We start from the raw sequence: 26,244 nt of genomic DNA on the forward strand, positions 1-26,244 counted from the left end.
AGTGTTTTAGCGAACGAGGCAGGGACGCTTGTCGTCAAATGTCCAGCCGGGGATCAAATCCTGCATGGCAATAGCGTCATCGCGGGCACCGAGTCCATGCTTCTTGTAGAGCTCATGCGCGGCCTCGATCGCGGCACGGTCGATTTCGATGCCGAGGCCCGGACGACTCGGAACCGCGATCTTGCCGCCGCGGATCAGCAGCGGCTCCTTGGTCAGCGCCTGGCCATCCTGCCAGATCCAGTGGGTGTCGATCGCGGTGACCTTGCCGGGGGCGGCCGCGCCGACATGGGTGAACATCGCGAGCGAGATGTCAAAGTGGTTGTTGGAGTGCGAGCCCCAGGTCAGGCCGTTGTCACGGCAGGTCTGGGCAACGCGCACGGAGCCTTGCATGGTCCAGAAATGGGGATCGGCGAGCGGAATGTCCACCGCGCCGAGGCGCAGCGCGTGGCTCAACTGCCGCCAGTCGGTGGCGATCATGTTGGTCGCGGTCGGCAGGCCCGTGGCGCGGCGGAATTCGGCCATGATTTCGCGGCCGGAGAAGCCCGCTTCGGCGCCGCAGGGATCTTCGGCATAGGCGAGAATGCCGTGCATGTTCTTGCAGAGGCCGATGGCCTCATCGAGCGACCAGGCGCCGTTCGGGTCGAGCGTGACACGCGCGTTGGGGAACCGTTTGGCGATCGCAGTGACGGCCTCGATCTCCTGCTCGCCGCGGAGCACGCCGCCCTTCAGCTTGAAGTCGGCGAAACCGTAATGGTCTTGGGTGGCCTCCGCCAGGCGCACCACGGCTTCCGGCGTCATGGCTTGCTGGTGGCGGAGGTTGAACCATTCCACTTTGCCGGTCTCGCCCTTGACGTAGTCGAGCTTGCTCTTGCTGATGTCGCCGACGAAGAAGAGGTAGCCGAGCGTCTCGACGCTCTTGCGCTGCTGGCCTTCGCCGAGCAGGGCTGCGACCGCCAGATTGAGATGCTGGCCCAGCAGGTCAAGCAGGGCGGATTCAATGGCGGTGACCGCGTGGATCATCACGCGCAGGTCGAATGTCTGCTTGCCGCGGCCGCCGGCGTCGCGGTCCGCGAAGGTCGAGCGGACGTCGGCGAGGATGTTGTTCATCGCGCCGACGGTCTTGCCGATCACGAGATCGCGCGCGTCCTGGAGCGTCTGCCAGATCTTCTGCCCGCCCGGCACCTCGCCGACGCCGGTGTGGCCGGCATTGTCAGTAAGGATGACGATGTTGCGGGTGAAGAACGGTGCATGCGCGCCGCTCAGATTGAGGAGCATGCTGTCGCGGCCCGCAACCGGGATCACCTGCATCGTTGTGACGATCGGTGCGCCGGAGATCTCAGTCTGGGCCATCGCACGCTCCTCCCTGTTGTTGTTTGTTATTCTGCAGCCTGTTGTGACGATCCTGCGGCGGGCAGTTTCTTCACCAGCGCGGTCAGTTCCGCGATCTCCTGCTCGGTCAAGTCGGTCAGCGGCGGACGGACCGGGCCGGAATCCCGGCCGATCACCTTCATGCCGGCCTTGATGATCGAGACCGCATAGCCCTTCTTGCGGTTGCGGATCGCGATCAGCGGCAGGATGAAATCCTTCAGCCCGGCATGGATGGTGGCGTGGTCGCGCTTGCGCACTGCCGCGTAGAAGTTGGTGGCGAACTCCGGCACGAAGTTGAATACGGCGGAGGAGTAAGTCGTCACGCCCATGTCGAGATAGGGCAGCGCGAAGGTTTCCGCAGTCGGCAGGCCGCCGACATAGGTGAGGCGGTCGCCGAGCTTGGTATGGACGCGGGTCATGAGCTCGATGTCGCCGATACCGTCCTTGTAGCCGACGAGGTTCGGGCAGCGCTCGGCGAGGCGGGCGAGCGTGTCGGGCTGGAGAATGGCGTTGTCTCTGTTGTAGACGATGACGCCGATCTTCACGGCGGCGCAGACCGCCTCGACATGGGCTGCAAGGCCTTCCTGCTCGGAATGGGTGAGGTAGGGCGGCAGCAGCAGCAGGCCGTCCGCGCCCGCCTTTTCCGCGCCAATTGCGATCTCGCGGGCGATGGCGGTGCCATAGCCGGTGCCGGCGAGCACGGGCACGCGGCCCTTGGTCTCGTCGACGGCGACCCTGACCACTTCAGGGACCTCGGTCGGGGTCAGCGAGAAGAACTCGCCGGTGCCGCCGGCGGCGAACAGGCCTGCGACGTCATAACCGCACAGCCAATCCATGTTGGAGCGATAGGTCGCCTCGTCGAAGGAATAGTCCGCCTTGAAAGGCGTGACGGGGAAGGACAGGAGGCCCGATCCGATCTTCTGGGCCATCTCCTGCGGGGTCATCTTGCTCATGGGCGCGGCTCCCTGCTCGCGTGTGTGTCGGGGACGCTCACTGCGGCACGCGTCCATGGCCGGTGTTTAGGAGACCGTTCGATGCGCGTCCAAGCCAAAGCCTATATCGACCGATGCGGATTGAGCATCAATCTTCGACGACCTCCGCGGAGGACAATTCACTGGCGATTTTGACCAGCGCCGACAGCAGCGGATTCTCGTCGTCGCGGCGCCAGACCATGAAGAGCTCGACCGGGACGCGGTTGCGCAGCTTCAGCGGCCGCAGCCGGACGTCGGAGATCTTCAAGCCGGCGGCTGCGGCGGGCACGATGGCAAGGCCAAGGCCGGCGCGGACCATGGCGAGGATCGAGTGGATCTGACTCAAGTGCTGGACATAGCGCGGCAGGATGTCGGCGCGGGTGAACAGGGCCACCAGGAGATCGTGGAAGTAGCGGCTCTCATAGGGCGAATACATCACGAAGGGCTGGTCGTCGAAATCCTTGATGGTGATGTTCTCGGCATTGGCGAGCGGATGCTTCTTCGGGATCGCGGCGAGCAGGGGCTCGGCGACGACGCGGCGGCTGGCAAGCTCCGGCCGCGCGATCGGCGGCCGCAGCAGGCCGGCATCGATCTGGCCCGAGGTCAGGGCCTCGAACTGGTCGCCGGAGACCATCTCCTTCAGCGAGAAGTCGACCTCCGGAAGCTTGGCACGGCAGGCCGCGACCAGCTCAGGCAGGAAGCCGTAGGCGGCGGCGGCGGTGAAGCCGATCTTGACCGAGCCGGTCTTGCCGAGCGCGATGCGGCGAGCCACCTGCGAGGCGCTTTCCGCAAGCTTCAGGATGCGGCGCGCCTCGGGCAGGAAGCTGCGGCCCGCCGGTGTCAGGCGCACCGACCGGCTGGTGCGCTCCAACAGCGGCGCATCGATGATGTGCTCCAGCACCTGGATCTGCCGGGACAGCGGCGGCTGGGTCATGTTCAGCCGCACGGCGGCGCGGCCGAAATGCAGTTCCTCCGCCACCGTGACGAAACAGCGGAGCTGGTTGAGGTCGAACATCGATACATGCCTTAGATGGATAAGGCGTTTCTCCGGCACTTCTAGCATCGATCACCTCCAAAACAAAGACGGCGGCTTTTGAGGGCCGCCGTTGAGTTGCCTGGTCAAGCTCCCATGGGAGCCCTCAGGAGGAACGTTTGAGCACCACCCGCTCAATCTTGCCGACGATGACGAGATAGGCGAACGCCGCCACCAGCGCGTTGAGGCCCACGAACACCAGCGCGCCATTGAACGAGCCGGTGGCCGCGAGGATGTAGCCGATCACGATCGGGGTGGTGATCGAGGAGAGATTGCCGAACGTGTTGAACAGGCCGCCGGAGACGCCGCCGGCTTCCTTCGGCGAGGTGTCGGAGACGACGGCCCAGCCGAGCGCGCCGATGCCCTTGCCGAAGAAGGCGAGCGCCATGAAGCCGACCACCAGCGCCTGGCCATCGACATAGTTGCAGGCGATGATCGACATCGACAGCAGCATGCCGCCGACGATCGGGATCTTGCGAGCCATGGTCAGCGAGCCGGTCCTGCGCAGGATGGCGTCCGAGATGATGCCGCCAAGCACGCCGCCGATGAAGCCGCACAAGGCGGGCAGCGTCGCGACGAAGCCGGCCTGCAGGATCGAGAGGCCGCGCTCCTTGACGAGATAGACCGGAAACCAGGTCAGGAAGAAATAGGTCAGCGTGTTGATGCAGTACTGGCCGAGATAGACGCCGAGCATCATACGGTTGGAAAGCAGCTGGCGGATGTGATCCCACCCGGAGCCGGCCTCGGGCGCGCGCTTCGCTTGGGGCGCATCGAGATCGACCAGCGCGCCGCCGTCCTTGATGTAGTCGAACTCGACCTCGTTGATCGAAGGGTGCTCCTTCGGCCCGTAGACGGTCTTCACCCAGACGAGGCCCATGGTGATGCCGAGCCCGCCCATGACGAAGAACACGTAGCGCCAGCCGTAGTCATGGGCGATCCAGCCCATCAGCGGCGCGAAGAGCACGGTGGCGAAATATTGCCCCGAATTGAAGAAGGCAGATGCGGTGCCGCGCTCATTGCCGGGAAACCAGGCCGCAACGATGCGGGCGTTGGCGGGGAAGGACGGTGCTTCGGCGACGCCGACCAGGAGGCGAAGCGCGAACAGCACGGAGACGGCAACGCCGCCGCTAAGGAAACCGACCCAGCCCTGCAGGACCGTGAACAGGGACCACACCATGATGCTGAAGGCATAGACGAGGCGCGAGCCGTAACGGTCGAGCAGCCAGCCGCCCGGCACTTGGGCTACCACGTAGGACCAGCCGAAAGCCGAGAAGATCCAGCCCATGGCGACCGGATCGAGATGGAGTTCCTTGGAGAGGGCGGGGCCTGCGATCGACAGCGTGGCGCGGTCGGCGTAATTCACCGTGGTGACCAGGAACAGCATGGTCACGATAAACAGCCTGACGCGAGATCTCTTCACGTCCGTTGCGGACAGCACTGCGCTCATCAGGCGCCTCCTTAGAAACTCGAATTGTTTCCTCGCTGCGACTCCTAGAGGCGCGCGCGGGAAAGTGTCCAACTTGAAGGGGGTATCGATTGATGCCGATTTTGAATTGATGGAACGGGCCCCGTCATTGCGAGCGCAGCGAAGCGATCCAGAATTTCTCCGCGCAGGAACTCTGGATTGCTTCGCTGCGCTCGCAATGAGGGGGAGGCGAGAGCTCGTTCTGCCGTTACTGCTGTGCGCCCGGCAGCAGCGGAGCCAGGAGGCCGGGGGTAACGCTCGGCGGCACGGCATCCAGCCCCAGCACTGCGCTGGCAGCGGGGAGGGTCGCATCCGCCATCGCGGCGTGCCCTTCGGCGCTCGGATGTACGGCGCCGCCATAGACCGCCGAGAGCACGCCCCAGGTCGCGTCGTGGATGTCGTTTGGCTGGCTCGCCGCCGGCAACCCTTGAGGATAGGTCATCGCCGCGAAATAGCTGTCATTGGCGTCGCGGATCCAGCGCGCGCGCGGCAGGTAGGCGCGGTACTCCGAGGCGCCGCGGCCGCACAGCATCGGCTGGCTCGCCGCGCTGACGATATCGGGATTGAAGCTCTGCCCGTTCTCGGCAAAGCAGGTACGGTCGAATTCGGGATCGCTTCCGGCATGAGCGCAGAAGCCGTGATCGGCGAAAGCGGCCTGGTGGCTATCGACGAAGGTCATGCGGTCGGCCTCGGGATCGCGGCACAGCGCACCCTGCGTGCAGGTGGCCAGCCCCTTCAACTGCGGCAGAAACTCGGTGTCGACGAAGGTCGAGACGCGGGCGAGGCGCTGCGGATCGGCGCTGAAAGCGGGATGGATGTCGAACCCGCCGCGGCCGCCGCGACAGGGCACGCCGCCGTCGGCGAGTGCCGGATTGGCGTAGGAGACATAGACCACGTGCGAGAGGTCGCCGCCGACCAGCGGCTTCAGCGCCTCGCGCAGCTTGACGAAATTCTGCGGCAGCTCGCGCTGGAGCGCATCACGGGAATCGTCGACGCTCGCCATCACGCCGGAGCGGCGGAACAGTGCGCGTTCGGTCGCCGTGTCGACGATGACGTCGGCGACAAGGCCGGAGAAGTAGACGTCGTTGGCGCCGATCGAGAGCAGCACGAGATCGAGATTGCGATCGGGTTGACGCTTCTTCGCCGCGGTGAGCGCCTCGCGCAATTCGGCGACCTGCGCATTCACGCTGGTGTTGCAGACGCCGGACTTGCCGGGCGGGCACTCGCGGGCGCGCTGGGAGCCGAGCAGCCCGTCGCTGATGCTGGCGCCGGTGCAGGCAAGCGGCAGATAGGTGACGGCGATATGGGTGTAGCGCACCGCGAGGGCGAGCGCGGTGCGGGCCTGATAGCTGTAGAGCGAGCGGTGGCACGGCGAGTTGAACCAGAGCGCGCCGTAGCGTTGCCAGTTGGCGAGTGTATCCGGCGCCTCGCAGGCGCGGCCGCCCTTGAAGCCGGCGCGGCTCGGCCGGTAATATTGTCCGCCGCCCGTGCCGAGATAGGAGCGGAAGCAGAAGCCCTCGTCCGACAGCGCCAGCGCCCGGTCCGGATTGCCCTCGCCGGAGGCGATGCTGTCGCCAAGGCCGGCGATGAAGATGTCACGGACCTGGATCTCGGTCTGAAGACGCTGGCTCGGATCGGAGCCGGAAGACACGTCCACGGTTGCGACCGTCTGCTTGCCGTAGCGCACCCGCAGATTGACCGGTTCGGCGCAGTCGAAGGTGGAGGCTTGCGGTCCATCACCGTCATCGAACGACCAGGCGCAGGTGGCGCCGACCGGCACCGCGCCGGTCAGGCGCACGGTGATGGGGTGGTCGACCGGGGTGAGGTAGTTCTCTTTGACGTTGTCGCGCGTGCAGGGCTGATTGACCCGGCCCTGCAGGTCGATGCAGAGCCGGTTGACCATGTTGCGGGCCCATCCGCGGCCTTCGCTTTGGAGCTCCAGCGACTGTTCGGCGGCGAGGACGCTGCGGTTACGGGCACTCTCGACATGCAGCAGGAAGTCGCGCTCCTCGCGGAACAGGCGGAAGCGGTTGCGGACCTCCCAATTGATCTGCATGCCGCCGGCATCCTGCGCGAGGACGCGCTGAAGCGGCATAACGGAGAGGAGCCCGGCCAAAAGCAGGGTGCCCGCAAGGAAACGGCGAAGGGAAACTGAGATCATGGCCCGCGTCTTCAACGGCAAAGTTGAGGCGGAAATAAGAGAGCATAGCTCTCCGGCCTGCAACCGTGTGTCTGCCGTGCCGCTTTCGCGGGCCTCCGGCGCGGCGATTTGCCGATTTTAGCGTTTGCTGGCCTGGCGTACCAACCGTTCGCGCTCCATCGGCGTCACCTCCCTGGGCAGGTTGGCCTGAGCGCAAGCTTCCGCGAGCCGTCGCCGTTCCTGCCAGGGCCGCACCACGTTCATCCAGAGTTCTCGGGTGCCCATAATGGAAATGGCGAGACCAAACGGGATGACGAAATAGAGGATGCGGAAGACCAGGAGGGTCGCGAGCAGTTGCTCGCGGCCAAATTCGGGCAGCGCCACCAGCATGGCCGCGTCGAACACGCCGATCGAGCCGGGGGCGTGGCTGGCGAAACCCAGCAGCGTCGCCAGGATGAACACCACCGCCAGCGACAGGAAGTCGATCGGCGGATCGGCCGGAATCAGCAGATACATCGCGAAGGCACAGAAGCCGAGGTCGACCACGCCGATCAGGATCTGCACCAGCGTCAGCGGCGCCGACGGCAGCACCACCTTCCAGCCCTTCTGGCCGAGCTCGCGGCGCTTCTCGCCCATGCAGAGCCAGACCAGGTAGGCGGCGATCGAGGCGAGGCCGCCGAACGCGATCAGCCGGTTGATCGACGACGGCAGCTGATCCATGTAGGACGCCGCATCCGGGTGGATGGCCATGCCGATCGACAGCACGAAGATGTTACCGAGCCAGAAGGTCAGGCCGGAGAGGAAACAGATCTTGGCGACATCGATCGCGTTCAGCCCATAGTCCGAGTAGATCCGGAAGCGGATCGCGCCGCCCGTGAACACCGTGGCGCCGATGTTGTGGCCGATCGAATAGGACGTGAAGCTCGAGAGTGCTGCGATGCGATAGGGCACGTGCTTCTTGCCGATCGTTCGCAATGCAAAAAAGTCGTAGAAGGTCAGCGTACAGAACGCGAAGAACACGCACATCGCTGCCAGGCCGATATGCCCGCGCGGAATATCCGACAATGCGGTCAGGATGACGCCGGTATCGATGCCCTTCAGGGTCCGCACCAGCGTGGTCACCGCGAATGCGATGATCATCACGCTCGCGGCAATCCCAAGCCGTCGCCAGCCGATCCATCTCTTGAAGCCGCGCTTTAGCGCGGGCAGCAGTCCGTGCATTCATCCTCCCGGCTGGGGGCAAGACCGACCGGGCCAGACATTGGCCAGTCGGCTACGATCACTGCCCGAAATGGGCGTCGATCGCTAGGCATGATGTAGCTCATTTAAGGCAAAAACACCGACTTGTGCAGCCCTTGACAACGACAGGTTCTGCGCCGGACCGGCCGTTTTGTCATACGTGGTTCACATGGCTGGCGCGTTAAGCATATGAGTCGAGGGCCAGGCTTCGACCTGTATTTGCAAATGGTCCCAAATCCTGCGCTCGCAAGCATTGTTCCGGCGCAAACGACACGAGACTTTTTTGGAACGACGGCTCCGCGCACCGGTTAGCGCTTGATCAGCAATCGAACACGGCGAAACCAGCGGCTTTTTGTCAAAGCCGGTGCCGTCGTGTTCCCGAAACTTTTCGAGGTTGGAACGATGGGACTGTTCACCAAAGACATCAAGACCATGAACGACCTGTTTGTGCATCAGCTGCAGGACATCTATTACGCCGAGCAGCAGCTCACCAAGGCGTTGCCGAAAATGGCGGATAAGGCCACCGATCCGCAGCTGAAGCAGGGCTTTTTGACGCACCTTGAGGAAACCAGGCAGCACGTCACGCGGCTTGAGGAAGTGTTCAAGATGCACGGCGTCGCGGTGAAGGCAGTCGATTGCCCGGCCATCGACGGCATCATCGAAGAGGCCGACGAAACCGCGGGCGAGGTCGCGGACAAGGCGGTGCTCGACGCCGCCCTGATCAATGCGGCGCAAGCTGCCGAACATTACGAGATCGTCCGCTATGGCAGTCTGATCGCCTGGGCCAAGCAGCTGGGCCGCAGCGACTGCGCCGCCGTCCTTGCCAAGACGCTCGAGGAAGAGAAGGCAACCGACAAGAAGCTGACGACGCTGGCCGAGAGCAAGGTGAACTTGCGGGCGGCGAGCTAAGAGCAAGATACTTGCTGTCAGGAGACGCCGTGCATCCCGCGCGGCGTCTCTTTATTTCGGCCCATCTGGCTCGCCCGGTATTTCAGGCCGAACAAAAGGGCGACCACCGCGAAGACCGCAATGGTCGCCGCGAAGACTAGGCTCGCCACGGTTGAGCTGGTCAGGGTCGACAGGACGCCAATTCCGATCACCGGAAGCGCGTTGCCGAGGAAGCAGCAGATGAAATAGGCCGAGACAACTTCGGCGCGACGATCATCCGGTGCGATCTGGTTCACCACCTGAAGGCTGCCGCGATAGCCGAGGCCCGCCGCAACCCCGCAGATGGCGGTCGCAGCGATCATGACGCCGAGCGATCCAACGAATTGTGCTGTTACGAGCAGGGCAAGGCTCGGCAACATCAGGCCGAGTGACCAGAGCATGGCGGCGCGGCTCGATAGCGAACGCGTCAAGGCAATAACGAGCGCAACGGCCGCCGCGAGCTCGAGGAAGATCGCGCCGGCGATCGCGTGGCTGGTGACGTGCAGCTCGCCGGCAAGCACGCTCGGCGCAAGCGCGGCGAAAAAAGCGACGAGGGCCATGCCTGCGAAGCCCGTAACCGCAGGTGCCACGAAGCGCGACCGGATCGAGGACGGAACGCCGGCGCGCGGCCGCACAGACAGTTGCGCGAAGGCAGCCAAGGGACGATCGATTGTCTCGCGCGCGAAGGCGAGCGCGGCCGCGACCATGAGCAGCACCACAAGATAAACAACGAACGGCGTCCGTAGCGGAAACGCGACATATTCGGCAAGCAGACCGGCGATCAGCGCGCCGAGGCCAAGACCGATGAAGTTTGCGATCGTTGCGATCACAGTGGCGCGGGAGCGGTTCTGTTCGGCAATCAGCTCCGCCAGCCAGGCGGTGCCGGTTCCGGCGCCGATCCCGATCGCAAGACCGCTCAGCACGCGCGCGACGTAGAGCGAGGCTATTCCGTGTGCGAACAGGAAAACGAATGCGCCGACGATCGCGATGCCGATGGCAATGATGGCGGTGCGCCGTCGTCCAACCTGATCGGACATCCGGCCGAAGATCATGAGGGCGGTCAGGTTTCCGACGACGTAGACGGCATAGATCAGAGTCAACGTGATCTGCGAGAAGCCCAGCTGTTGCTTGTAGATGACGTAGAGCGGGGTTGCGACCGTGCTGCCGGCGAACAGCGCGCCGATCAGGCAGCCCACAGCAATGATGGTTGCGGTCTTGCCGAACTCCGACTTCGCGATGGAGGGAACCGAGGTGTTGCCAACTCTTGCCATGACTCTGCTACCTTGACGAGAAGATGAGTGAACCCGAAGTGAACCGACGCTGTTCCCATGCCTGCGCGCAAGTAAGGCTTGCATGCCGAACAGAGCGGGTGGGGCGCGCTGATAACAGTCACATCATACGGTTGATTTGTGCGATGACGCTTCGATCCAGACCGAAGCGTCGCAACGCAACGAAGGCCTAACGGTGGCGTTCACCTGCAAACATGAGGTGAACCAATGCCCGCAGGATTTCTTCAGATGCGTTCCCTTCCGAAAGCGCGGAACACGCGCAGCGCGCAAGCTGCGTCTGCGCCGACGCTGGCCGCGATGAGTCTCGGCTATGGCGTGGTGCAGCTCGACGTCACCATCGTCAACACGGCGCTCGACGCCATGGGCAAGTCGCTCGGCGGCGGTGTCGCGGAGCTGCAATGGGTGGTCAGCGCCTATACCATCGCCTTCGCAGCCTTCATCCTGACATCAGGCGCACTCGGCGATCGCATCGGCGCCAAGCGCATCTTCATGGCGGGGTTCGCGATCTTCACTGCGGCCTCGCTGGCCTGTGCGCTGTCTCCCAATGCGATCACGCTGATCGGCGCGCGCCTGGTGCAGGGACTGGCGGCGGCGATCCTGGTGCCGAATTCGCTGGCGCTGCTCAATCATGCCTATCCGGACGATCGTGCGCGTGGCCGTGCCGTTGCGGTCTGGGCGGCAGGTGCGAGTCTGGCGCTGACGGCCGGTCCCTTCGTGGGCGGTGCACTGATCACGGTGGTCGGCTGGCGCGCGATCTTCCTCGTCAATCTGCCGATCGGCCTCGCAGGCCTGTGGCTGAGCTGGCGCTATGCAACAGAGACCACGCGGGCGCGCTCACGCGAGATCGATCTACCCGGTCAGCTCGCCGCGATCGGGGCGCTGGGCGCGCTCGCCGGCGCGATCATCGAAGCTGGCGCGCTTGGGTGGGACCATCCGGCGGTGATCGCGGCGTTCGTGACATCGGCCGTCCTCGCGGCGTTGTTCGTCTGGCGCGAGGGCCGCACCGCGCAGCCGATGCTGCCGCTGTCCCTGTTCAGTCACCGGCTGTTTACCCTGACCACGATCGTCGGCCTCCTCGTCAACGTCGCAATCTATGGCCTGATCTTCGTGCTGAGCCTTTACTTCCAGCGGATCAACGGTCTGTCGGCGTGGTGGACCGGGCTCGCCTTCGTGCCGATGATGGGAGCGGTGCTGCCGGTCAATCTGCTGGCGCCGCGCCTTTCCGAGCGCATCGGCCCATGTCCGACCATCGTGGCCGGCGCCTGTATCTCTGCGTTCGGCTGTCTCGGCCTGGTCTGGATCGAGGCCGGGACGAGCTATTGGGCGATCTTTGCGCAGATGATCGCGATCAGCAGCGGGCTTGGTCTACTGGTACCGCCGCTGACCTCAACCCTGCTCGGCAGTGTCGAGAAGGCGCGTTCGGGAATCGCTGCGGGTGTCCTCAACGCGACACGGCAAACCGGCAGCGTCCTCGGTGTCGCGCTATTCGGCTCGCTGGTGGCGTCCGATCGTGCGTTCATGACTGGCCTTCACCAATCGCTCATCATATCGGCGGCGGTGCTGCTGCTGGCCGCGGGCGTGATCGGCCTTGGGGTCATCGCGCGGCCGCAAGAAATGTGAGCGGCCGCACACATTCTCTGTTCACCATTCCGGCAACCGGCGCATAGCCGGTTACCGGCTGTCCATCTCCGCCAGCTCTAGTGCCCGATGGAATAGGGGCCGGCAATGTATCAAGTTCTGTTTTGTCTTACGGACCAGCATGATTGGCGTCTGGTCGCACTCGGCGGCGCCGTGTGTCTGCTGGCAAGCGCGGCGGCGATCAGTCTTTTCCATCGGGCGCGTGCGGCGAATGGCGGTGCTCGCCTCGTATGGATTACGCTCGATGCCATCGTGGCCGGCTGCGGCATCTGGGCAACCCATTTCATCGCGATGCAGGCCTACGGGCCCGGTGCCGGCGGCGCCTACAACATCCCCGTGACGATCCTATCGCTGATCTTTGCGATTGCGGTCACCTTCATCGGTCTCAGTATCTCGGTTTCGACGAGGCACGGAGCGCTGCTCGCGCTTGGCGGCGCTGTCGTTGGCGGCGGCGTGGCAGCAATGCATTACACCGGCATGATGGCGTTCGAGATCCCTGCCCATATCGGTTGGAGCGCCGGAACGGTGGCGGTGTCGATCTTGCTCGGCATCGTGTTCGGATCTTGCGCCCTGTTCACGGCTGGGCGAGGCGACAGCCTGACAAAAGCGCTTGCCGCAACGACCCTGCTGACGGTTGCCATCGTCTCGCATCACTTCACTGCGATGGGCGCGCTGCAATTGACGCCGGATCCGACGCTTGCGATCAGCGGTCTTTCGATCCCGCCGGCGTCATTGTCCATCCTCACCGCCAGCGCAGCCGTTGCCATCATCGCTATCGCGCTCGCGGCCGCCGTACTCGACCGTCGCGCCAAGGGCGAGATCGGGCGCCAGCAGATGGTACTCGACACCGCGCTCGAGAACATGTCGCAGGGACTGTGCATGTTCGATGCCGAAGGCAAGATCATCCTGTTCAACGAACGTTACGCTGCGATGCTCCGCCGCTCAGACATGCAGCTGACCGGCCGCGTCCTGCTCGATATTCTCCGCGAGGAGGCGGCGAAGGGACAGTGGAACGGCGATGCCGAACAATTCTTCGCGCGCCTCGTCGAGGATGCGAGGGAAGGACGTACGACGACGGATGTCGTTCGCCGGTTCGACCGCTCGATTCGCGTCGTCAACCAGCCGATGCAGGGCGGCGGCTGGGTCGCCACCTTCGAGGACATCACCGAATGGCTGGAGGCGCAGGCCAAGATCTCGCATATGGCGCGTCATGACGCGCTGACCAATCTGCCAAACCGCGTGCTGTTCCACGAACAGCTCGAGCAGGGACTTCGCCGGGCGGCTGCGAACGACCAGCTCGCGGTGTTCTGTCTCGATCTCGATCACTTCAAGGACATCAACGATTCGCTCGGCCATCCCATCGGCGATGCGCTGCTCAAGCAAGTCGGCGAAAGGCTGAAGGCGACGGTCGGCGAGCACGACACCGTGGCCCGTCTCGGCGGCGACGAGTTCGCCGTGGTCCAGATCGGCCGCTCGGAAGAGGCTGCCGCGCGTGCGCTCGCCGGACGCATCGTCGAGGTGATCTCTGCGCCTTACGAGATCGAGGACCATCAGATCGTGATCGGCGTCTCGATCGGCATCTCGTTGTCGCCGCAGGATGACAGCAATCCGGACGAGCTGCTGAAGAACGCCGACCTGGCGCTGTACCGCGCCAAGGCCGACGGTCGCGGCACCTATCGCTTCTTCGAAACCGGCATGGATGCGCGCGCGCAGGCTCGCCGCCTGCTGGAAATGGACATGCGCGCGGCGCTGCAGCGCGACGAGTTCCAGCCGTATTATCAGCCGATCCGCGACGTCGCCAGCGATCGCGTTGTCGCCTTCGAGGCGCTCTTGCGCTGGAATCATCCGGAGCGCGGCCTGATCTCTCCCATCAACTTCATTCCGCTCGCGGAGGAGAACGGCCTCATCGTCCAGCTCGGCGAGCTCGTATTGCAAAGGGCCTGCGCGGATGCGGCGACTTGGCCGGATGATATCGGCGTCGCCGTCAATCTGTCGCCGGTACAGTTCAAGAATCCGAACCTGATTGCATCCGTGACGGAGGCGCTGAGGATTTCGGGGCTCGCGGCGCGTCGCCTCGAGCTCGAGATCACCGAATCCGTGCTGCTGCAGAATAGCGAGGCGACGTTGACCACGCTGCAGGATCTGCGCGCCATGGGCGTGCGGATCTCGCTCGACGATTTCGGCACCGGCTATTCCTCGCTGAGCTATCTGCGCAGCTTCCCCTTCGACAAGATCAAGATCGACCGCTCCTTCGTGTCGGAGCTTGCCACGCGCGAGGATTCCGTGGCGATCATCCGCGCCGTCACGGGCCTCGGCCGCAGCCTCGGCATCGTCACCACGGCGGAAGGGGTCGAGAACGACGCGCAGCTCGAGTTGCTCAGGCGTGAGGGGTGCACCCAGGCGCAGGGCTATCTGTTCAGCCAGCCGCGGCCCGCCAGCGAGGTTGTGATGATGCTGGACCGGCCGCGGCTGCGGGCTTCGGCTTAATTGGGTTTGCCGCCGCGCAGTGCGAAATGCGCGCCGCAAAACGCCATGACGGCGCCGAGACACAGCGCCGCGAGACCTCCGAGTACGCCGGAAATGGTCGGAATCGGGCTCGGCGCCGAGGCCGCTTGCCCGGCGCCCGCGAGCAGGAGCACGCCGACCACGATCAGGAACTGGCGCATCCTCTGCGGAATCTGGCCGGAGACGGCGCTCTGCATTAGCGTCGCCGTGAAATAGCCGCCGGAGAATCCGACTGAGGCAATCAGCCACCAGGCGATGGCCGCGCCTGTCGGCATGAACTCGTGCGTGTCGGAACGCCAGAGGCCGCCGAGGTCGAGTCCGTAGCGCGTACCCAGCATGTGCACCGCGAGCGCGAGCAGCACGCCTGCGATCGCGGCGGCCCCGAGAATCAGGCGGCGCGGAAAATAGATCGTCTCAGCCATGCGTCTTTTGTAGGGTGGGGAAGGGCGATCGCGCAAGCATATCGCAGACGGGATCGAGTCAATGCAGGCTGTGGACGGGCAGGGCGGATCGGTCATCAGCTATGCCTACAAGGCGTCGCTGATCGGCTCGGCGCATCGCTTCGAGCTGACAGACGAAGGATTGTCGTGGCACATCGCCGGCCGCTCCGGCCTGTGGCGCTATGACGAGATCAGTGCAATCAGGCTGTCGTTCCGCCCGGTCTCGATGCAGCAGCACCGCTTTCGCGCCGATGTCAGCCACGTCAAGGGCGGGCGCATCGCGATCCTGTCGACGAGTTGGCAGACCGCCGCACTGATGGCACCGCAGGACAATGGCTTCCGCGACTTCATCGTCGCGCTGCACGCACGGATGGCGAAGGCCGGCAGCCGGGCTGAGCTGACCGCCGGCCTCGGCGCCAGGACCTATGCCGCAGTGCTGGCGTTCCTGGCGCTGCTGGCCGTGGCGATGGCCGGGCTGCTGATCCGTGCCCTGTTGATCGGCGAGTTCGCCGGCGTGCTGTTCATCCTTGGTTTTGCCGCGCTGTTCGTCTGGCAGGTTGGCGGGTTCGTCCGGCGCAACCAGCCGCGACGGTACAGTTTTGACCAACTGCCGGCTGGCTTGCTGCCATAGTGCTTGCAATCGGCCGCAATCAAAATTGACTTCGCAGCCGCGCGTCCGTCCCGCATCGTGCCGCGATGACATCAATGGATCGCAGCACGCGCCTGCCGACAACGGATGAGATCGCCAGGATCAATCGCACCCATCTGATTGACACGCCGCTCCGGCCGGCCGATTTGCTGTTCCTGTTCGGCACCCGTGAGGACGTTGCGCTGCGCGTCGACACGGCCGCGCGGCTCTGGCGCGAGGGCTTTTACCGCTGGGCGATTGTCAGCGGCGGTGTCACACCAGGCTCGGAGCAATCCGAGTGCACGATCATCAAGACGGCGATGGTCGCGGCGGGCATCGCTGCTGACCGGATCCTGGAGGAGCACCGCGCAATGAACACTGGCGAGAACGTCATCTTCTCGCTGCCTGTTATCGATGCGGCGCTGGGATTGCGCAACATCCGCAGCGTGATCTGTCTCGGCAACACCTGGACCGCGCGGCGTTATCCGATGACATTGCACCGACATTGGCCCGAGGTCGCAAAGCTGTTGCTCACCGTCGACGGCTTTGCGACGCCGCGCGCGCTTTGGCACACCGATGCCGAGTTTCGCCGTCGTGTCCTGCACGAATGGGACAAGATCGAGCCGTACAAGGCGAAGGGCTTTATCGCCGACTGGCCGGAGCCCTAAACGGTTACTCCGTCGAATCGAAATCCTCCTCCTTGGTGCCGAGCAGCGAGACGATCGTGCGCAGGCCGGAATCGAGCTGCTCGAACGAGGGCGGCGCGAGCGCGAGCCGCACCGCGTTCGGGGCGTGGCCATGCGCGACCGCGAAGGTCGAGGACGGCGTCAGCGCGATGCCACGCCGGGCGGCTGCGGCGACGAAGGTCTGCGAGCGCCAATGCGGCGGCAGCGTCAGCCAGAGATGATAGGAGCGTGGATCGGCCGCGATCTGGTAGCCGGCGAGCAACCGCGCCGCGGTCTGCTGGCGCCGCGCGGCGTCGATGCGCTTCAGCCGCGTCAGTTCGGCGACGGTGCCGTCGTCCATCAACCGCTGACCGGATGCGAGAGCGTGGCCCGAGGCGATCCAGCCGCCGGTGCGCACCGCGCTCATCAAGCTTTCCCGCAAGTGAGCGGGCGAGACGAGGATGCCGAGCGCCAGACCCGGCGCAACCTTCTTGGAGAGGCTGTCGAGCACGATGCAGCGCTCCGGCCCGAGTGCTGCAAGCGGCGTGTCGTCGGCAAGGAAACCGTAGACGGTGTCCTCGATGATGGTGAGATCGAGCTTCTCGGCGACGCGGATGATGTCGGCGCGTCGCGTCGCGTTCATGGTGACGCCGAGCGGATTCTGGATGATGGGCTGCAGATAGAGCGCCGACAGATGCGCTTCGCGATGCGCCTTCTGGATCGCGTCGGGCCGCGCGCCGAATTCGTCCATCGGGATCGGCACCAGCGTGATGCCGAGCCGCGCGGCGATGCTCTTGACGTAAGGATAGGTGAGCGCCTCGACGCCGCAGCGACCACCGGTCGGCACCAGCGCCGAGAGCGCGGCCGCGAGCGATTGCTTGCCGTTGGCGGTGAACACGATCTGCTCGGCCTGCGGCGCGAAATCCTTGCGCGCGAGATAGGTGGCGGCAGCAACGCGCGCACTCTTGGTGCCCGTGCTGGTCGATGAGCGCAGCACGGCCTCCAGCGCATCGACGCGCTCGAGCCCGGCGAGGCTCTTGGCGATCATCGCCCATTGCTGCGGCAATAACGGATAATTGACCTCGAAATCGATCCGCGCATCGCGCGGCTCGGTGATGGTATCGACCTTGCGCCTGATGTCGCCGGAGATGAAGGTGCCGCGGCCGACTTCGCCGACGACGAGCCCGCGGCGGAGCAACTCCGTATAAACCCGGCTCGCAGTCGAGACTGCAATGCCGCGGTCGTACGCAAAATTTCGCTGCGGCGGTAACCGGTCGCCGGCTCTTAACGTGCCCTTGGCGATATCTGCGGCAATGGCATCCGCAAGCTTCACGTATTCGAACTTGGACATTATTGCACCGAGAGCAATGTTTTTCTTGCTCCGAGCAGTGTACTGGAGCATTTAAGTTCCATCAAGGTCCGCGATTGAGCCGAGGAAAGCGAGAGCAATCCGATGGCAAATGAGGAGCAGGCGCTTCCAGCGTTTGCGCCAACGGCATCCGCTTCGCCGCGCAGGACCAAAGGCCGGAGAAGAAAATGACCACGATCTCGCAAACTTCAGGGCGGAGTTTACGCCCATCCTCGTCGAGCGGATTTTTTGCCACGCTCGTCAACGCCGCCTACGCGCTGTTCGATCGCCTGGAGCACCGCTCCGCCGTCAAGACGCTGAACGAGCTCGACGACCGCGCCCTGCGCGACATCGGCATCAACCGCAGCCAAATCGAAGACGCCGTCTACGGGCAGTTCAAGGCTGAGCTGACGCGGTATCTGTGAGACGATAGTCTCCGCTTGAAGACGTGGATGCCCGGGCCTTCGCCCCGCCGAAGGGGCTTCGGCCCCGCAGGCGGGTCAAGCCCGGGCACGAAGATGGTGATCAAGCCAATGCGACTTGGCCCCACGAGCCGCCCAAAGCTCGATCGTCTTCGGATTGATCGGGCTTGCGCCGAGGCCGCGTCGGAGCGCCGTGTTGGCGCCGATGCCGGACGCTCATGCGCTGCACATGCGCAACTATGCTGCCCGCGAGCATGGCGATACGCGCCGCCGCCTGTTTGACGACGAACATGACCGTCGTGATGCGACTGAGCACACCGAGCAGGAACAGCACCGAGAAGATGTCGATATAGGCGAGGAAATCGCCGATCAGCATCAGCTCAGGCGGGATCGGGATGCTGTGATAGTAGGCGAGGACGAGGATCACGACGGGGATGAAGGCGATGACCTTCCGCACCGTCAGCCTGTCCAGCAGTGCCGCGAGTTGCACGACCAGCGCTTCCCACAGGGCATCGCCGATTGCGAGCGGGACCTCGTAGGTCCATCTCCGCCAGAATTGCTTCACGACATTGCCCCTGTTTCAGTGCCTCACCACCAGCACCGAACATTTCGCATAACGCACCACGTGTCCCGCGTTCGAGCCCAGGAAATACGTGCGCATCGCCGGCCGGTGCGAGGTCATGACAATCAAATCGGCCTTCATCTGCGCGGCTTCCTCGAGGATCTCGTGATAGATGCCGCCCTGACGCACCACGCTGGAGATGTGGGCGGGGTCGATGCCGGATTCGCGGGCGACGATGGCGAGCGCCTCTTCAGAAGTCTGGCGCTGCTGTTCGTCGAAGTCGGCCGGGACATATTCGGCCAGCATCACCGGCGTCATCGGCAGCACGTTGAGCAGCCGGACCGATCCGCTCCAGTTCTGCGACAGCGTTGTCGCGGTCGCGATCGCCGGCTTTGCCAGGTCAGTATCGGCGAGGTCGATGGGCACGAGAATGGACTTGAACATCTGCGCCTCCAAATCTTCCAGTCAGCACGTTGTCCGAGTACGTCGCGAGATCATCCCAGTCGAAGCAACCTGGGGCTGATGAACACCACCAGTTTGCCGCGGCGGTAGGCCACGTCCCCCCAATCCTTGACATCAAAGTCGAGGACCGCAAGCCCCGCCGTGGGCAGATTGTCGGCGAGTGCCTTGGCGCTGGCCGGATCGCCGCTGCCCGTCAGCATCAGGGCCGCCTCGTGCATGCCGGGATTGTGCCCGACCAACAGGAGCTGCCTGGGATCGGCTGGAATGGTTGCAGTGCGAACGGTTTCGAGAATCTGCGCGGGGTCCGCGCCATAGAGTTCCGGCAGGATCTCAACCTGCGGCGCGGCGACGCGGTCTTTCATTGCTTCCCAGGCGATGTCCCAGGTCTGCCTGGCGCGAACGGCGTGCGACACCAGCACGATCTCGGGGACCGGCGGATGGGTGGCCATCCAGTCGCCCATCTCGGCGGCATCCCGCTGGCCGCGATGGTCGAGCCGGCGGTCCTGGTCGCGGCCGCTTGGCGCGTCGGTCTCGGTCTTGGCGTGACGCAGCAACATCAAACGGCGCATGGCATTCTCGAATCGTTCCACGTCCAGGGTAATCTACAGGCGCCGGTTGAGGACAAGTGACAAAACCGCTGCACAGTTTTCCGGATCATGCTCTAAGAAAACGACATGAGCGAGACTTTCACAAGCGTATCCCAGGAAGAAGCCGGCTTTCGCGAGCGCGCTCGGCTGTCGTTCGATCTCGACGCCGATATTTGCGTGATCGGGGCTGGGCTTGCCGGCCTTTCCATTGCACTCGAGGCGGCGCGGCTGGGGGCCAGCGTCGCGGTGCTCGAGGGCCGTCACATCGGCTGGAACGCCTCCGGCAACCAGCTCGGTACCGTGATGCCGGGCTTCGCGCTGCCGCTCACCGAGCTGATCGAGCGCATCGGCTTCGAGGATGCCAGCGAATTGTGGGCGCTCTCGAAGGAGGGCGCGGAGCTCGTACGGGCCAACGCCGCCGAAGAGAACATGCCTGATATCGGCCTCAGCGACGGTGTGCTCGAGGTCTCTAATGTCGATGCCGGCGACCGGCTGATCAGCCGGCTGCAGATGCTGAACGAGGATTTCGACACCGAGGTCGAGGGCTGGCAGGTCGACCGCGTCCGCGCGGTGCTCAAGACCGATCGTTACTTCCACGGCGTCTACTACCCCAAAGCCTTCCAGGTCGACGGTCGCAAATATGTGCATGGCCTCGCGGCGCTGGCGCGGCGCGCCGGTGCGCGCATCTTCGAGGACACGCCTGTCGTCAGCATCGACCATTCCGGCATCCGCAAGCGCATCGTCACGCCCTCGGCGCGGCTGCGCGCCTCGCATATTGTGCTTGCCGGCAACATTCATCTCGGCGCGCCGCTGCGGCGCCTGTCGGAGACGCTGCTGCCGGTCTGGCGCTATGCCGGCATCACGACGCCGCTCGGCGAGCGCGTTCACGAGATCATCGGCTTCAAGGGATCGGTGAAGGATTCCGACGGCGTCGACCATTTCCGCATCGTCGATGGCGACCGCCTGATGTGGGAGAGCCCCGAGACCACCTGGGCCGCGCGACCGCAGCGCTTCGCGGGTAGCGTCAAACGTCGCATCCGCTCGATCTTCCCTGAGCTCGGCAATGTCGAGATATCGGAGACATTCGGCGGCGCCACCGGCCAGACCGTGCACGGCATGCCGCAGATCGGCCAGCTGCGCAAAGGTCTGTGGGTAGCAAGCGGGTTCGGCCGCCAGGGCATGAACACGTCGGCCATGGCCGGGCAACTGATTGCACGCAGCATTCTGTGGGGCGAGGAGCGCTGGAAACTGTTCTCGCCATTCGAGCTGGTCTGGGCGGGCGGCACCACGGGACGGGTCGCCGGCCAATTGGTCGGGATGTGGGGCAGGGCGAGTTCCGCAGCCGCGGGGACCCTTGCCCGCTACCGCGAGCGGGCGCGCGTGAAGGACAGGGAACGCGAGGCGCGCCTTGCCGAGGCCAACCGGGCTGCCGGCACCGGTCCGCGTCGTCTGCCCTCAGGAGTTCGGCCGCGGGTGGCCCCGCAGCCGCAGCCGGCTGCAACGGAGGAGGTGGAACCCGTCTCCCAAGAGAACCGCCAAGAGAACCACCAAGAGAACCCCCAAGAGCAGGGCGTCTCGCAATAAGGGCGCGAAAAATTCCGCCTGGACGTGTAACATTGGCCGATCAAGCCCGTATCTCAGGGCGTAGAGCTCCCGCACGGAGAATGAGATGTTTGACCGCCGCATCCTGCTAACGACTGTCGCCGGCCTGTTTGGCCTTTCGGCCTTCCGCTGGCTGAGGGCAACGCCCGCCCGGGCTGGAGAGAAAGCCGCGCAAAAATTCGAGATCGAGAAGACTGACGCCGAGTGGCGTGCGCAGCTGACGCCGCAGCAATATGAGATCCTGCGCAAGGAAGGCACCGAGCGCCCTGGCTCCAGCCCGCTGCTGAACGAGCATCGCAAGGGCACCTTCGCCTGCGCCGGCTGCGACCTGCCGCTGTTTGCGTCCGAGACCAAGTTCGAAAGCGGCACTGGGTGGCCGAGCTTCTATCAGCCGATCGAGGGCAACGTCGGCAAGACCGAGGACCGCACCTTCGGCATGGTGCGCACCGAGGTGCACTGCCGGCGCTGCGGTGGCCATCTCGGCCACGTCTTCGACGACGGTCCGAAGCCGACCGGATTGCGCTATTGCATCGACGGTTTCGGGCTGGTCTTCCACCCCGCGGCGCCCTCGGCGACGTAAGCATTATAAGAAGTGTTTCCCCGGCAATTGTTGCCGGTCCGGCAATTATGCCCCGGTCGTCCGACCGGGGCATATCTGTTTAAGCGATTGATTTTACAGTGATACCCGCATTGGCATAGGCCTTGCGACTGTCTCCCCGACTGCGGCCATGGGTCGACCCGCCGCCGAGATCGGATTTGGAGACAAAGTTATGGGTATCTTCGATGCAATGAACACCTCGGTGGGTGGCCTGCAGGCGCAGTCCTACGCGCTGCAGAACATCTCGGGCAACATCGCGAACTCATCCACCACCGGTTACAAGGGCATCGGCACCTCTTTCGTCGATCTCATTCCGGATGCTTCGGTGCCGAGCAAGCAGGTCGCCGGCGGCGTCACGGCCAGCGCGAAGGCGACCATCACCACGCAGGGCACGATCTCGGCCTCGAGCGTCGCCACCAACATGGCGATCACCGGCGACGGCTTCTTCTCGATCCAGAAGGCGACCGGCGTCGTCGACAACGTGCCGGTGTTCAGCGGCGTCACGTATTACACAAGGCGTGGCGACTTCCAGCTCAACGCCAATGGCAACCTCGTCAACGGCGCCGGCTATTATCTGATGGGAACCACGGTCGATCCGAAGACCGGCAACCCGACCGGCAACGTCGCCACCGTCCTGAAATTCCAGAACAACTTCATCCCGGCACAGGCGACCACCTCGATCCAGTACGCCGCCAACCTGCCGAGCGTGCCGAACACGGCGGCGAGTTCGACCGCGGTGAGCAGTACGCTGCTGGCGGCAGGAGGCCTGAACCCGTCTGATTTCATTTCCAATCCTCTGCCGGTTGGCACGCCGCCGGCACCCTACACCAGCGCGGCGGTGTCCGGCGCCGCCGCCACTGGCAACCTTCGCTCGCCCTATTCGTCGGCAACCGGTACGGGCACGGTTGCGCTCCAGAACAACTCGTCGGCCGTGGCTTCCACGGGAACGTCGCTGGATGCCGCCCTCGGTACGCATCTCGCCTCCAGCATTCTCACGGCGCTGAGCGGCCAGACCCTTACGATCAACGGCCACACGATCACGTTCGACACAAGCACCGCCGTCACTCCCAGTGGCAGCAACACCACGATCGGCCTCGGCTCCGGTACGTCGGCCAAAGTGTCTGACATTCTGACCGCGATCCAGAACGCCGGCGGCGCCGGCGTCACGGCAACGTTGAACGCCAGCGGCAACATCGTGATCTCCAGCGGCGCCACCACCGACGTGGCGGTCAACAGCGGCACGGCAGCCACCGCACTTGGCATCAGCAGCGTGACGCGCGGCGGCAACGTGCTGTCCTCGCCGGCGATCTCGGGGTCGACGCTGCTGAGCGGTACCGCGACAGCCGGCGGCGCCCAGGTGCTCTCGTCGGGCTTTTCCAACGGCGACACCATCACGGTCGACGGCCAGACGTTGACCTTCATGACCTCGGGCGCCTCTGGCCCGAACCAGATCAACATTACCGACAACATCACAACCCTGCTCGGCAAGATCGACGCGCTCTCCGGCGCCTCGGGTTCTTCGGTCAGCACCGGCGGCGTGATCACGCTGAACACCGGCACGGTGTCCAACCTGTCGGTGTCGAGCTCCAACAGCGCGGCCTTCGCCGCGCTCGGCTTCACCTCGACCATCACCAAGAACCGCGACGGCGGCGGCACCCAAGGCAACGGAGTCGTGATCGGCGACGACATCGCCACCTTCACCAAGGAAACGATCAGTGGCGGCGCAGTGACCGCCTACAACGCTGCCGGCACGCCGGTGAACCTGCAACTGCGCTGGGCCAAGACCGACAGCGCCTCGTTGGGCAACGGCCATGCCGATACCTGGAACCTGTTCTACCAGACCGAACCGAGCGCTACCGGTTCGACACCCGGCTGGGTCAATACCGGCCAGGCCTTCACCTTCGCCGCCGACGGCTCGCTGACCTCGCCTAGCGGGTCGGGCATTACCATCAACAACGTCAGCGTCAGCGGCCAATCGCTCGGCTCCGTCGCCTTCAACATCTCCTCGGGCGGGTTGACGCAATACGCCTCGACCAGCGGCGCGGTGACCATCAACACCATCACTCAGAACGGCTACGCCGCGGGCCAACTCCGCTCGGTCGCCGTCAACAACAGCGGGCTCGTGGTCGGCACCTTCTCCAACGGCCAGAACCTCGACCTCGCACAGGTGTCGTTGTCGCATTTCAATGGCACAAACTATTTGAAGGCGCTGGACGGCGGCGCCTACGCGTCGACGGACCAATCGGGGCCCGCGATCGACGGTGCCTCGGGCTCCATCAGCGGTTCATCGCTGGAAGGCTCGAACACCGACATCGCCGACGAGTTCACCAAGCTGATCGTGACCCAGCAGGCCTATTCGGCCAACACCAAGGTGATCACGACGGCGAATTCGATGGTCCAGGATCTCCTGAACGTGTTGCGCTGATTGCGCGTAACGTAACCAAAGGCGGCAAGTAAGATGGGTTTGAGTTCAGCCCTTGCCAGTGCGATGAGCGGTCTGCGTGCCAACCAGGCTGCGCTCTCGATCGTCTCGTCCAACGTTGCAAACTCGCAGACGCCGGGTTACGTCGTCCAGACGCCGAACCAGATCGAAGTCACCACCGGTGACTTCGGCTCGACGGCGAAGACGACAGGCGTCAGCCGCGACATCGACAGCTATGTGCAGAACCAGCTGCGCACCGAGACCGGCGGCAGCGGCTATGCCGACCAGATGGCCAACATTCTGAAGCAGCTTCAGAGTGTCTACGGCACGCCCGGCAACAGCGGCACGCTCGAAACCGCGCTGAACAATTTCACCTCGTCGCTGCAGGCGCTATCGACCAACGCAGGCTCCTCGTCGGCGCAGCGTGTCGCGCTCGGCGCCGCGCAGGCGCTGGCGACGCAGCTCAACGTCACGACCAAGGGGATCCAATCGCTGCGTTCGAACGTCGAGCAGGATCTCGGCACCTCTTCGCAAGCTGCCAACGCGGCGTTGAACCAGATCGCCGACATCAATACCAAGCTCCAGGGCCTGGCGTCGACCGATCCGTCCGCGGCAAACCTGATGGATCAGCGCGACCAGGCCATCAACAGCCTGTCGAAATATGTCGACGTCCGCGTCACCACCGACGGGTCGAACCAGGCCAATATCTACACCACGACAGGCATCCAGCTGGTCGGCGCGGGGCTTGCCTCGCAATTCTCGTTCGCGTCTGCCGGAGCGCTGGGGGCGACGTCGCTCTACAACATTGATCCGACCAAATCCACGGTTGGCGCGCTCACCATCAAACTGCCGAACGGCTCGTCCATCGACGTTGCCGGCAACAACGTCGTCTCCTCCGGTCAGATCGCGGCCGATTTGAAGCTGCGCGACCAGACGCTCGTGCAGGCGCAGAACCAGGTCGACCAACTCGCCGCGACGATGTCGAGCGCGATGTCGGACAAGACAACGGCGGGCACCCCCGTCTCCGGTCCGCCCGCCGGCTTCGACATCGATCTCGCCGGCGCGCAAGCAGGCAACACCGTCAACATCACCTATACCGACTCCACCAACACCCAGCGCCAGGTCACGCTGGTGAATGTGACTGATCCGACGGCGCTGCCGTTGCAGAACGCCACCAACGCCAACCCGATGCAGATCGGCATCAATTTCTCTGGCGGCATGGGCGCGATCGCTTCGGCGCTCAACAGTGCGCTGCCGGGCTCGCATTTGTCGTTTTCACCGGCTCCCTCGCCGGCGACCGCGACGACGCTGCGGGTCACCGACGACAACAGCGGCCTTGCCAAGGTCAATTCGGCCTCGAGCACCAAGACGGTCTCCTCGCTGACCTCGGGCGGCCCGCAATTGCCGCTGTTCACCGACGGCGGCCAGGCGCTCTATACCGGCGCTATCACGGGGACCGGCTCCCAGATGACCGGCCTTGCCGGCCGCATCGCCGTGAACACGCAGCTCACCGCCGACCCGACCAGGCTGTCGATCTACAGCACCTCGCCGGTGACGCCCACGGGCGACACGACGCGCTCGGACTATCTCTATTCGCAGCTCACCACTTCTGTGTATTCCTATTCGCCGCAGACCGGCCTCGGTTCGGCGAGCCAGCCGTTCACCGGCAGCGTCTCGAACTTCCTCCAGCAGTTCCTGAGCGTGCAGGCCAACACCTCGACCCAGGCGACCGCGCTCCAGCAGGGCCAGAGCGTCGTGGTGTCGACACTCCAGGCCAAGTTCAACTCGACCTCCAGCGTCAATCTGGACTCGGAGATGTCGAACCTGATCCAGCTTCAGAATGCCTATGCCGCCAACGCCCACGTCATGTCGGTGGTGCAGAGCATGATGAATACGTTGATCCAGGCTCAAGGGTAATCAGTAGGGCTCTGAA

22 protein-coding genes are annotated in these 26,244 nt (G+C 64.5%); 10 read left to right on the top strand and 12 right to left on the bottom strand.

The features are described from left to right. Window positions 1-6: 6 nt before the first annotated feature. The 6 genes from gudD to Q0687_RS02720 all read right to left on the bottom strand — a co-directional run bounded on the left by gudD (window position 7) and on the right by Q0687_RS02720 (window position 8,198). Window positions 7-1,350 (bottom strand): glucarate dehydratase, encoded by a 1,344-nt coding sequence (gene gudD / locus Q0687_RS02695; RefSeq protein ID WP_298871905.1) that lies wholly within the window; start codon window positions 1,348-1,350, stop codon window positions 7-9. Window positions 1,351-1,376: 26 nt separating this feature from the next. Further along, window positions 1,377-2,321, bottom strand: coding sequence for a 5-dehydro-4-deoxyglucarate dehydratase (kdgD, locus tag Q0687_RS02700; protein WP_298871908.1), 945 nt, complete (start codon window positions 2,319-2,321; stop codon window positions 1,377-1,379). 127 nt (window positions 2,322-2,448) lie between these two features. Continuing rightward, on the bottom strand, window positions 2,449-3,354 hold the full coding sequence (locus tag Q0687_RS02705) for a LysR substrate-binding domain-containing protein (RefSeq protein WP_298871909.1): 906 nt from the start codon (window positions 3,352-3,354) through the stop codon (window positions 2,449-2,451). Window positions 3,355-3,478: 124 nt separating this feature from the next. Further along, the gene (locus Q0687_RS02710; protein ID WP_298871913.1) at window positions 3,479-4,819 is read right to left on the bottom strand and encodes an MFS transporter; all 1,341 of its coding nucleotides are present in this window, start codon (window positions 4,817-4,819) and stop codon (window positions 3,479-3,481) included. A gap of 226 nt (window positions 4,820-5,045) precedes the next feature. Then, window positions 5,046-6,998: a hypothetical protein gene (locus Q0687_RS02715; protein ID WP_298871915.1), complete on the bottom strand. Its 1,953-nt coding sequence runs from the start codon at window positions 6,996-6,998 to the stop codon at window positions 5,046-5,048. A 117-nt stretch (window positions 6,999-7,115) separates the two neighbouring features. Then, the gene (locus tag Q0687_RS02720) at window positions 7,116-8,198 is read right to left on the bottom strand and encodes a YbhN family protein (protein ID WP_298871917.1); all 1,083 of its coding nucleotides are present in this window, start codon (window positions 8,196-8,198) and stop codon (window positions 7,116-7,118) included. 420 nt (window positions 8,199-8,618) lie between these two features. Between Q0687_RS02720 and Q0687_RS02725 the strand changes: the two genes are divergently transcribed. Continuing rightward, complete coding sequence (locus Q0687_RS02725; protein WP_128950815.1) at window positions 8,619-9,125, top strand: ferritin-like domain-containing protein; 507 nt, start codon at window positions 8,619-8,621, stop codon at window positions 9,123-9,125. Window positions 9,126-9,142: 17 nt separating this feature from the next. On the opposite strand, the gene Q0687_RS02730 is transcribed toward Q0687_RS02725, so the two are convergent. Next, complete coding sequence (locus Q0687_RS02730; protein WP_298871926.1) at window positions 9,143-10,414, bottom strand: MFS transporter; 1,272 nt, start codon at window positions 10,412-10,414, stop codon at window positions 9,143-9,145. A gap of 246 nt (window positions 10,415-10,660) precedes the next feature. Here Q0687_RS02730 and Q0687_RS02735 point away from each other — a divergent pair, with 246 nt between their 5' ends. Next, window positions 10,661-12,052: an MFS transporter gene (locus Q0687_RS02735; RefSeq protein WP_298871929.1), complete on the top strand. Its 1,392-nt coding sequence runs from the start codon at window positions 10,661-10,663 to the stop codon at window positions 12,050-12,052. Between the two features lie 105 nt (window positions 12,053-12,157). Next, on the top strand, window positions 12,158-14,557 hold the full coding sequence (locus tag Q0687_RS02740; RefSeq protein ID WP_298871932.1) for an EAL domain-containing protein: 2,400 nt from the start codon (window positions 12,158-12,160) through the stop codon (window positions 14,555-14,557). Here Q0687_RS02740 and Q0687_RS02745 read toward each other — a convergent pair. After that, entirely contained in the window at window positions 14,554-14,997 is a 444-nt protein-coding gene (locus Q0687_RS02745; protein WP_298871935.1) for a hypothetical protein, read from the bottom strand. The two genes, Q0687_RS02740 and Q0687_RS02745, sit on opposite strands and share 4 nt — an antisense overlap. 61 nt (window positions 14,998-15,058) lie before the next feature. Between Q0687_RS02745 and Q0687_RS02750 the strand changes: the two genes are divergently transcribed. Beyond that, the gene (locus Q0687_RS02750) at window positions 15,059-15,646 is read left to right on the top strand and encodes a hypothetical protein (protein ID WP_298871938.1); all 588 of its coding nucleotides are present in this window, start codon (window positions 15,059-15,061) and stop codon (window positions 15,644-15,646) included. Between the two features lie 65 nt (window positions 15,647-15,711). After that, window positions 15,712-16,311 (top strand): YdcF family protein, encoded by a 600-nt coding sequence (locus tag Q0687_RS02755; protein WP_298871940.1) that lies wholly within the window; start codon window positions 15,712-15,714, stop codon window positions 16,309-16,311. A 4-nt stretch (window positions 16,312-16,315) separates the two neighbouring features. Here Q0687_RS02755 and Q0687_RS02760 read toward each other — a convergent pair whose 3' ends face one another. Continuing rightward, window positions 16,316-17,659: a PLP-dependent aminotransferase family protein gene (locus Q0687_RS02760; RefSeq protein WP_298871942.1), complete on the bottom strand. Its 1,344-nt coding sequence runs from the start codon at window positions 17,657-17,659 to the stop codon at window positions 16,316-16,318. A 185-nt stretch (window positions 17,660-17,844) separates the two neighbouring features. On the opposite strand from Q0687_RS02760, the gene Q0687_RS02765 reads away from it, so the two are divergent. Further along, on the top strand, window positions 17,845-18,081 hold the full coding sequence (locus Q0687_RS02765) for a DUF1127 domain-containing protein (RefSeq protein WP_298871945.1): 237 nt from the start codon (window positions 17,845-17,847) through the stop codon (window positions 18,079-18,081). Between the two features lie 100 nt (window positions 18,082-18,181). On the opposite strand, the gene Q0687_RS02770 is transcribed toward Q0687_RS02765, so the two are convergent. Genes Q0687_RS02770 through Q0687_RS02780 form a run of 3 tightly spaced genes read right to left on the bottom strand, consistent with a single transcriptional unit; the run spans window position 18,182 to window position 19,671 of the window. Continuing rightward, entirely contained in the window at window positions 18,182-18,643 is a 462-nt protein-coding gene (locus Q0687_RS02770; RefSeq protein WP_298871947.1) for a hypothetical protein, read from the bottom strand. Window positions 18,644-18,658: 15 nt separating this feature from the next. Beyond that, entirely contained in the window at window positions 18,659-19,084 is a 426-nt protein-coding gene (locus tag Q0687_RS02775; protein WP_298871949.1) for a universal stress protein, read from the bottom strand. A 50-nt stretch (window positions 19,085-19,134) separates the two neighbouring features. After that, window positions 19,135-19,671 (bottom strand): histidine phosphatase family protein, encoded by a 537-nt coding sequence (locus tag Q0687_RS02780; protein ID WP_298871951.1) that lies wholly within the window; start codon window positions 19,669-19,671, stop codon window positions 19,135-19,137. Between the two features lie 105 nt (window positions 19,672-19,776). On the opposite strand from Q0687_RS02780, the gene Q0687_RS02785 reads away from it, so the two are divergent. The 4 genes from Q0687_RS02785 (at window position 19,777) to flgK (ending at window position 26,228) form a co-directional block, all read left to right on the top strand. Beyond that, a complete protein-coding gene (locus Q0687_RS02785; protein WP_298871953.1) occupies window positions 19,777-21,273 on the top strand; it encodes an FAD-binding oxidoreductase in 1,497 nt (498 codons plus the stop codon). An 85-nt stretch (window positions 21,274-21,358) separates the two neighbouring features. Beyond that, the gene (msrB, locus tag Q0687_RS02790; protein ID WP_298871957.1) at window positions 21,359-21,871 is read left to right on the top strand and encodes a peptide-methionine (R)-S-oxide reductase MsrB; all 513 of its coding nucleotides are present in this window, start codon (window positions 21,359-21,361) and stop codon (window positions 21,869-21,871) included. 190 nt (window positions 21,872-22,061) lie between these two features. Then, complete coding sequence (locus tag Q0687_RS02795; protein WP_298871960.1) at window positions 22,062-24,314, top strand: flagellar hook-basal body complex protein; 2,253 nt, start codon at window positions 22,062-22,064, stop codon at window positions 24,312-24,314. 33 nt (window positions 24,315-24,347) lie between these two features. Then, window positions 24,348-26,228, top strand: a complete 1,881-nt coding sequence (flgK, locus tag Q0687_RS02800; protein WP_298871963.1) for a flagellar hook-associated protein FlgK — start codon at window positions 24,348-24,350, stop codon at window positions 26,226-26,228. Window positions 26,229-26,244 lie beyond the last annotated feature (16 nt).

The organism is uncultured Bradyrhizobium sp. (genome assembly GCF_936928535.1).
Taxonomy (GTDB): domain Bacteria; phylum Pseudomonadota; class Alphaproteobacteria; order Rhizobiales; family Xanthobacteraceae; genus Bradyrhizobium.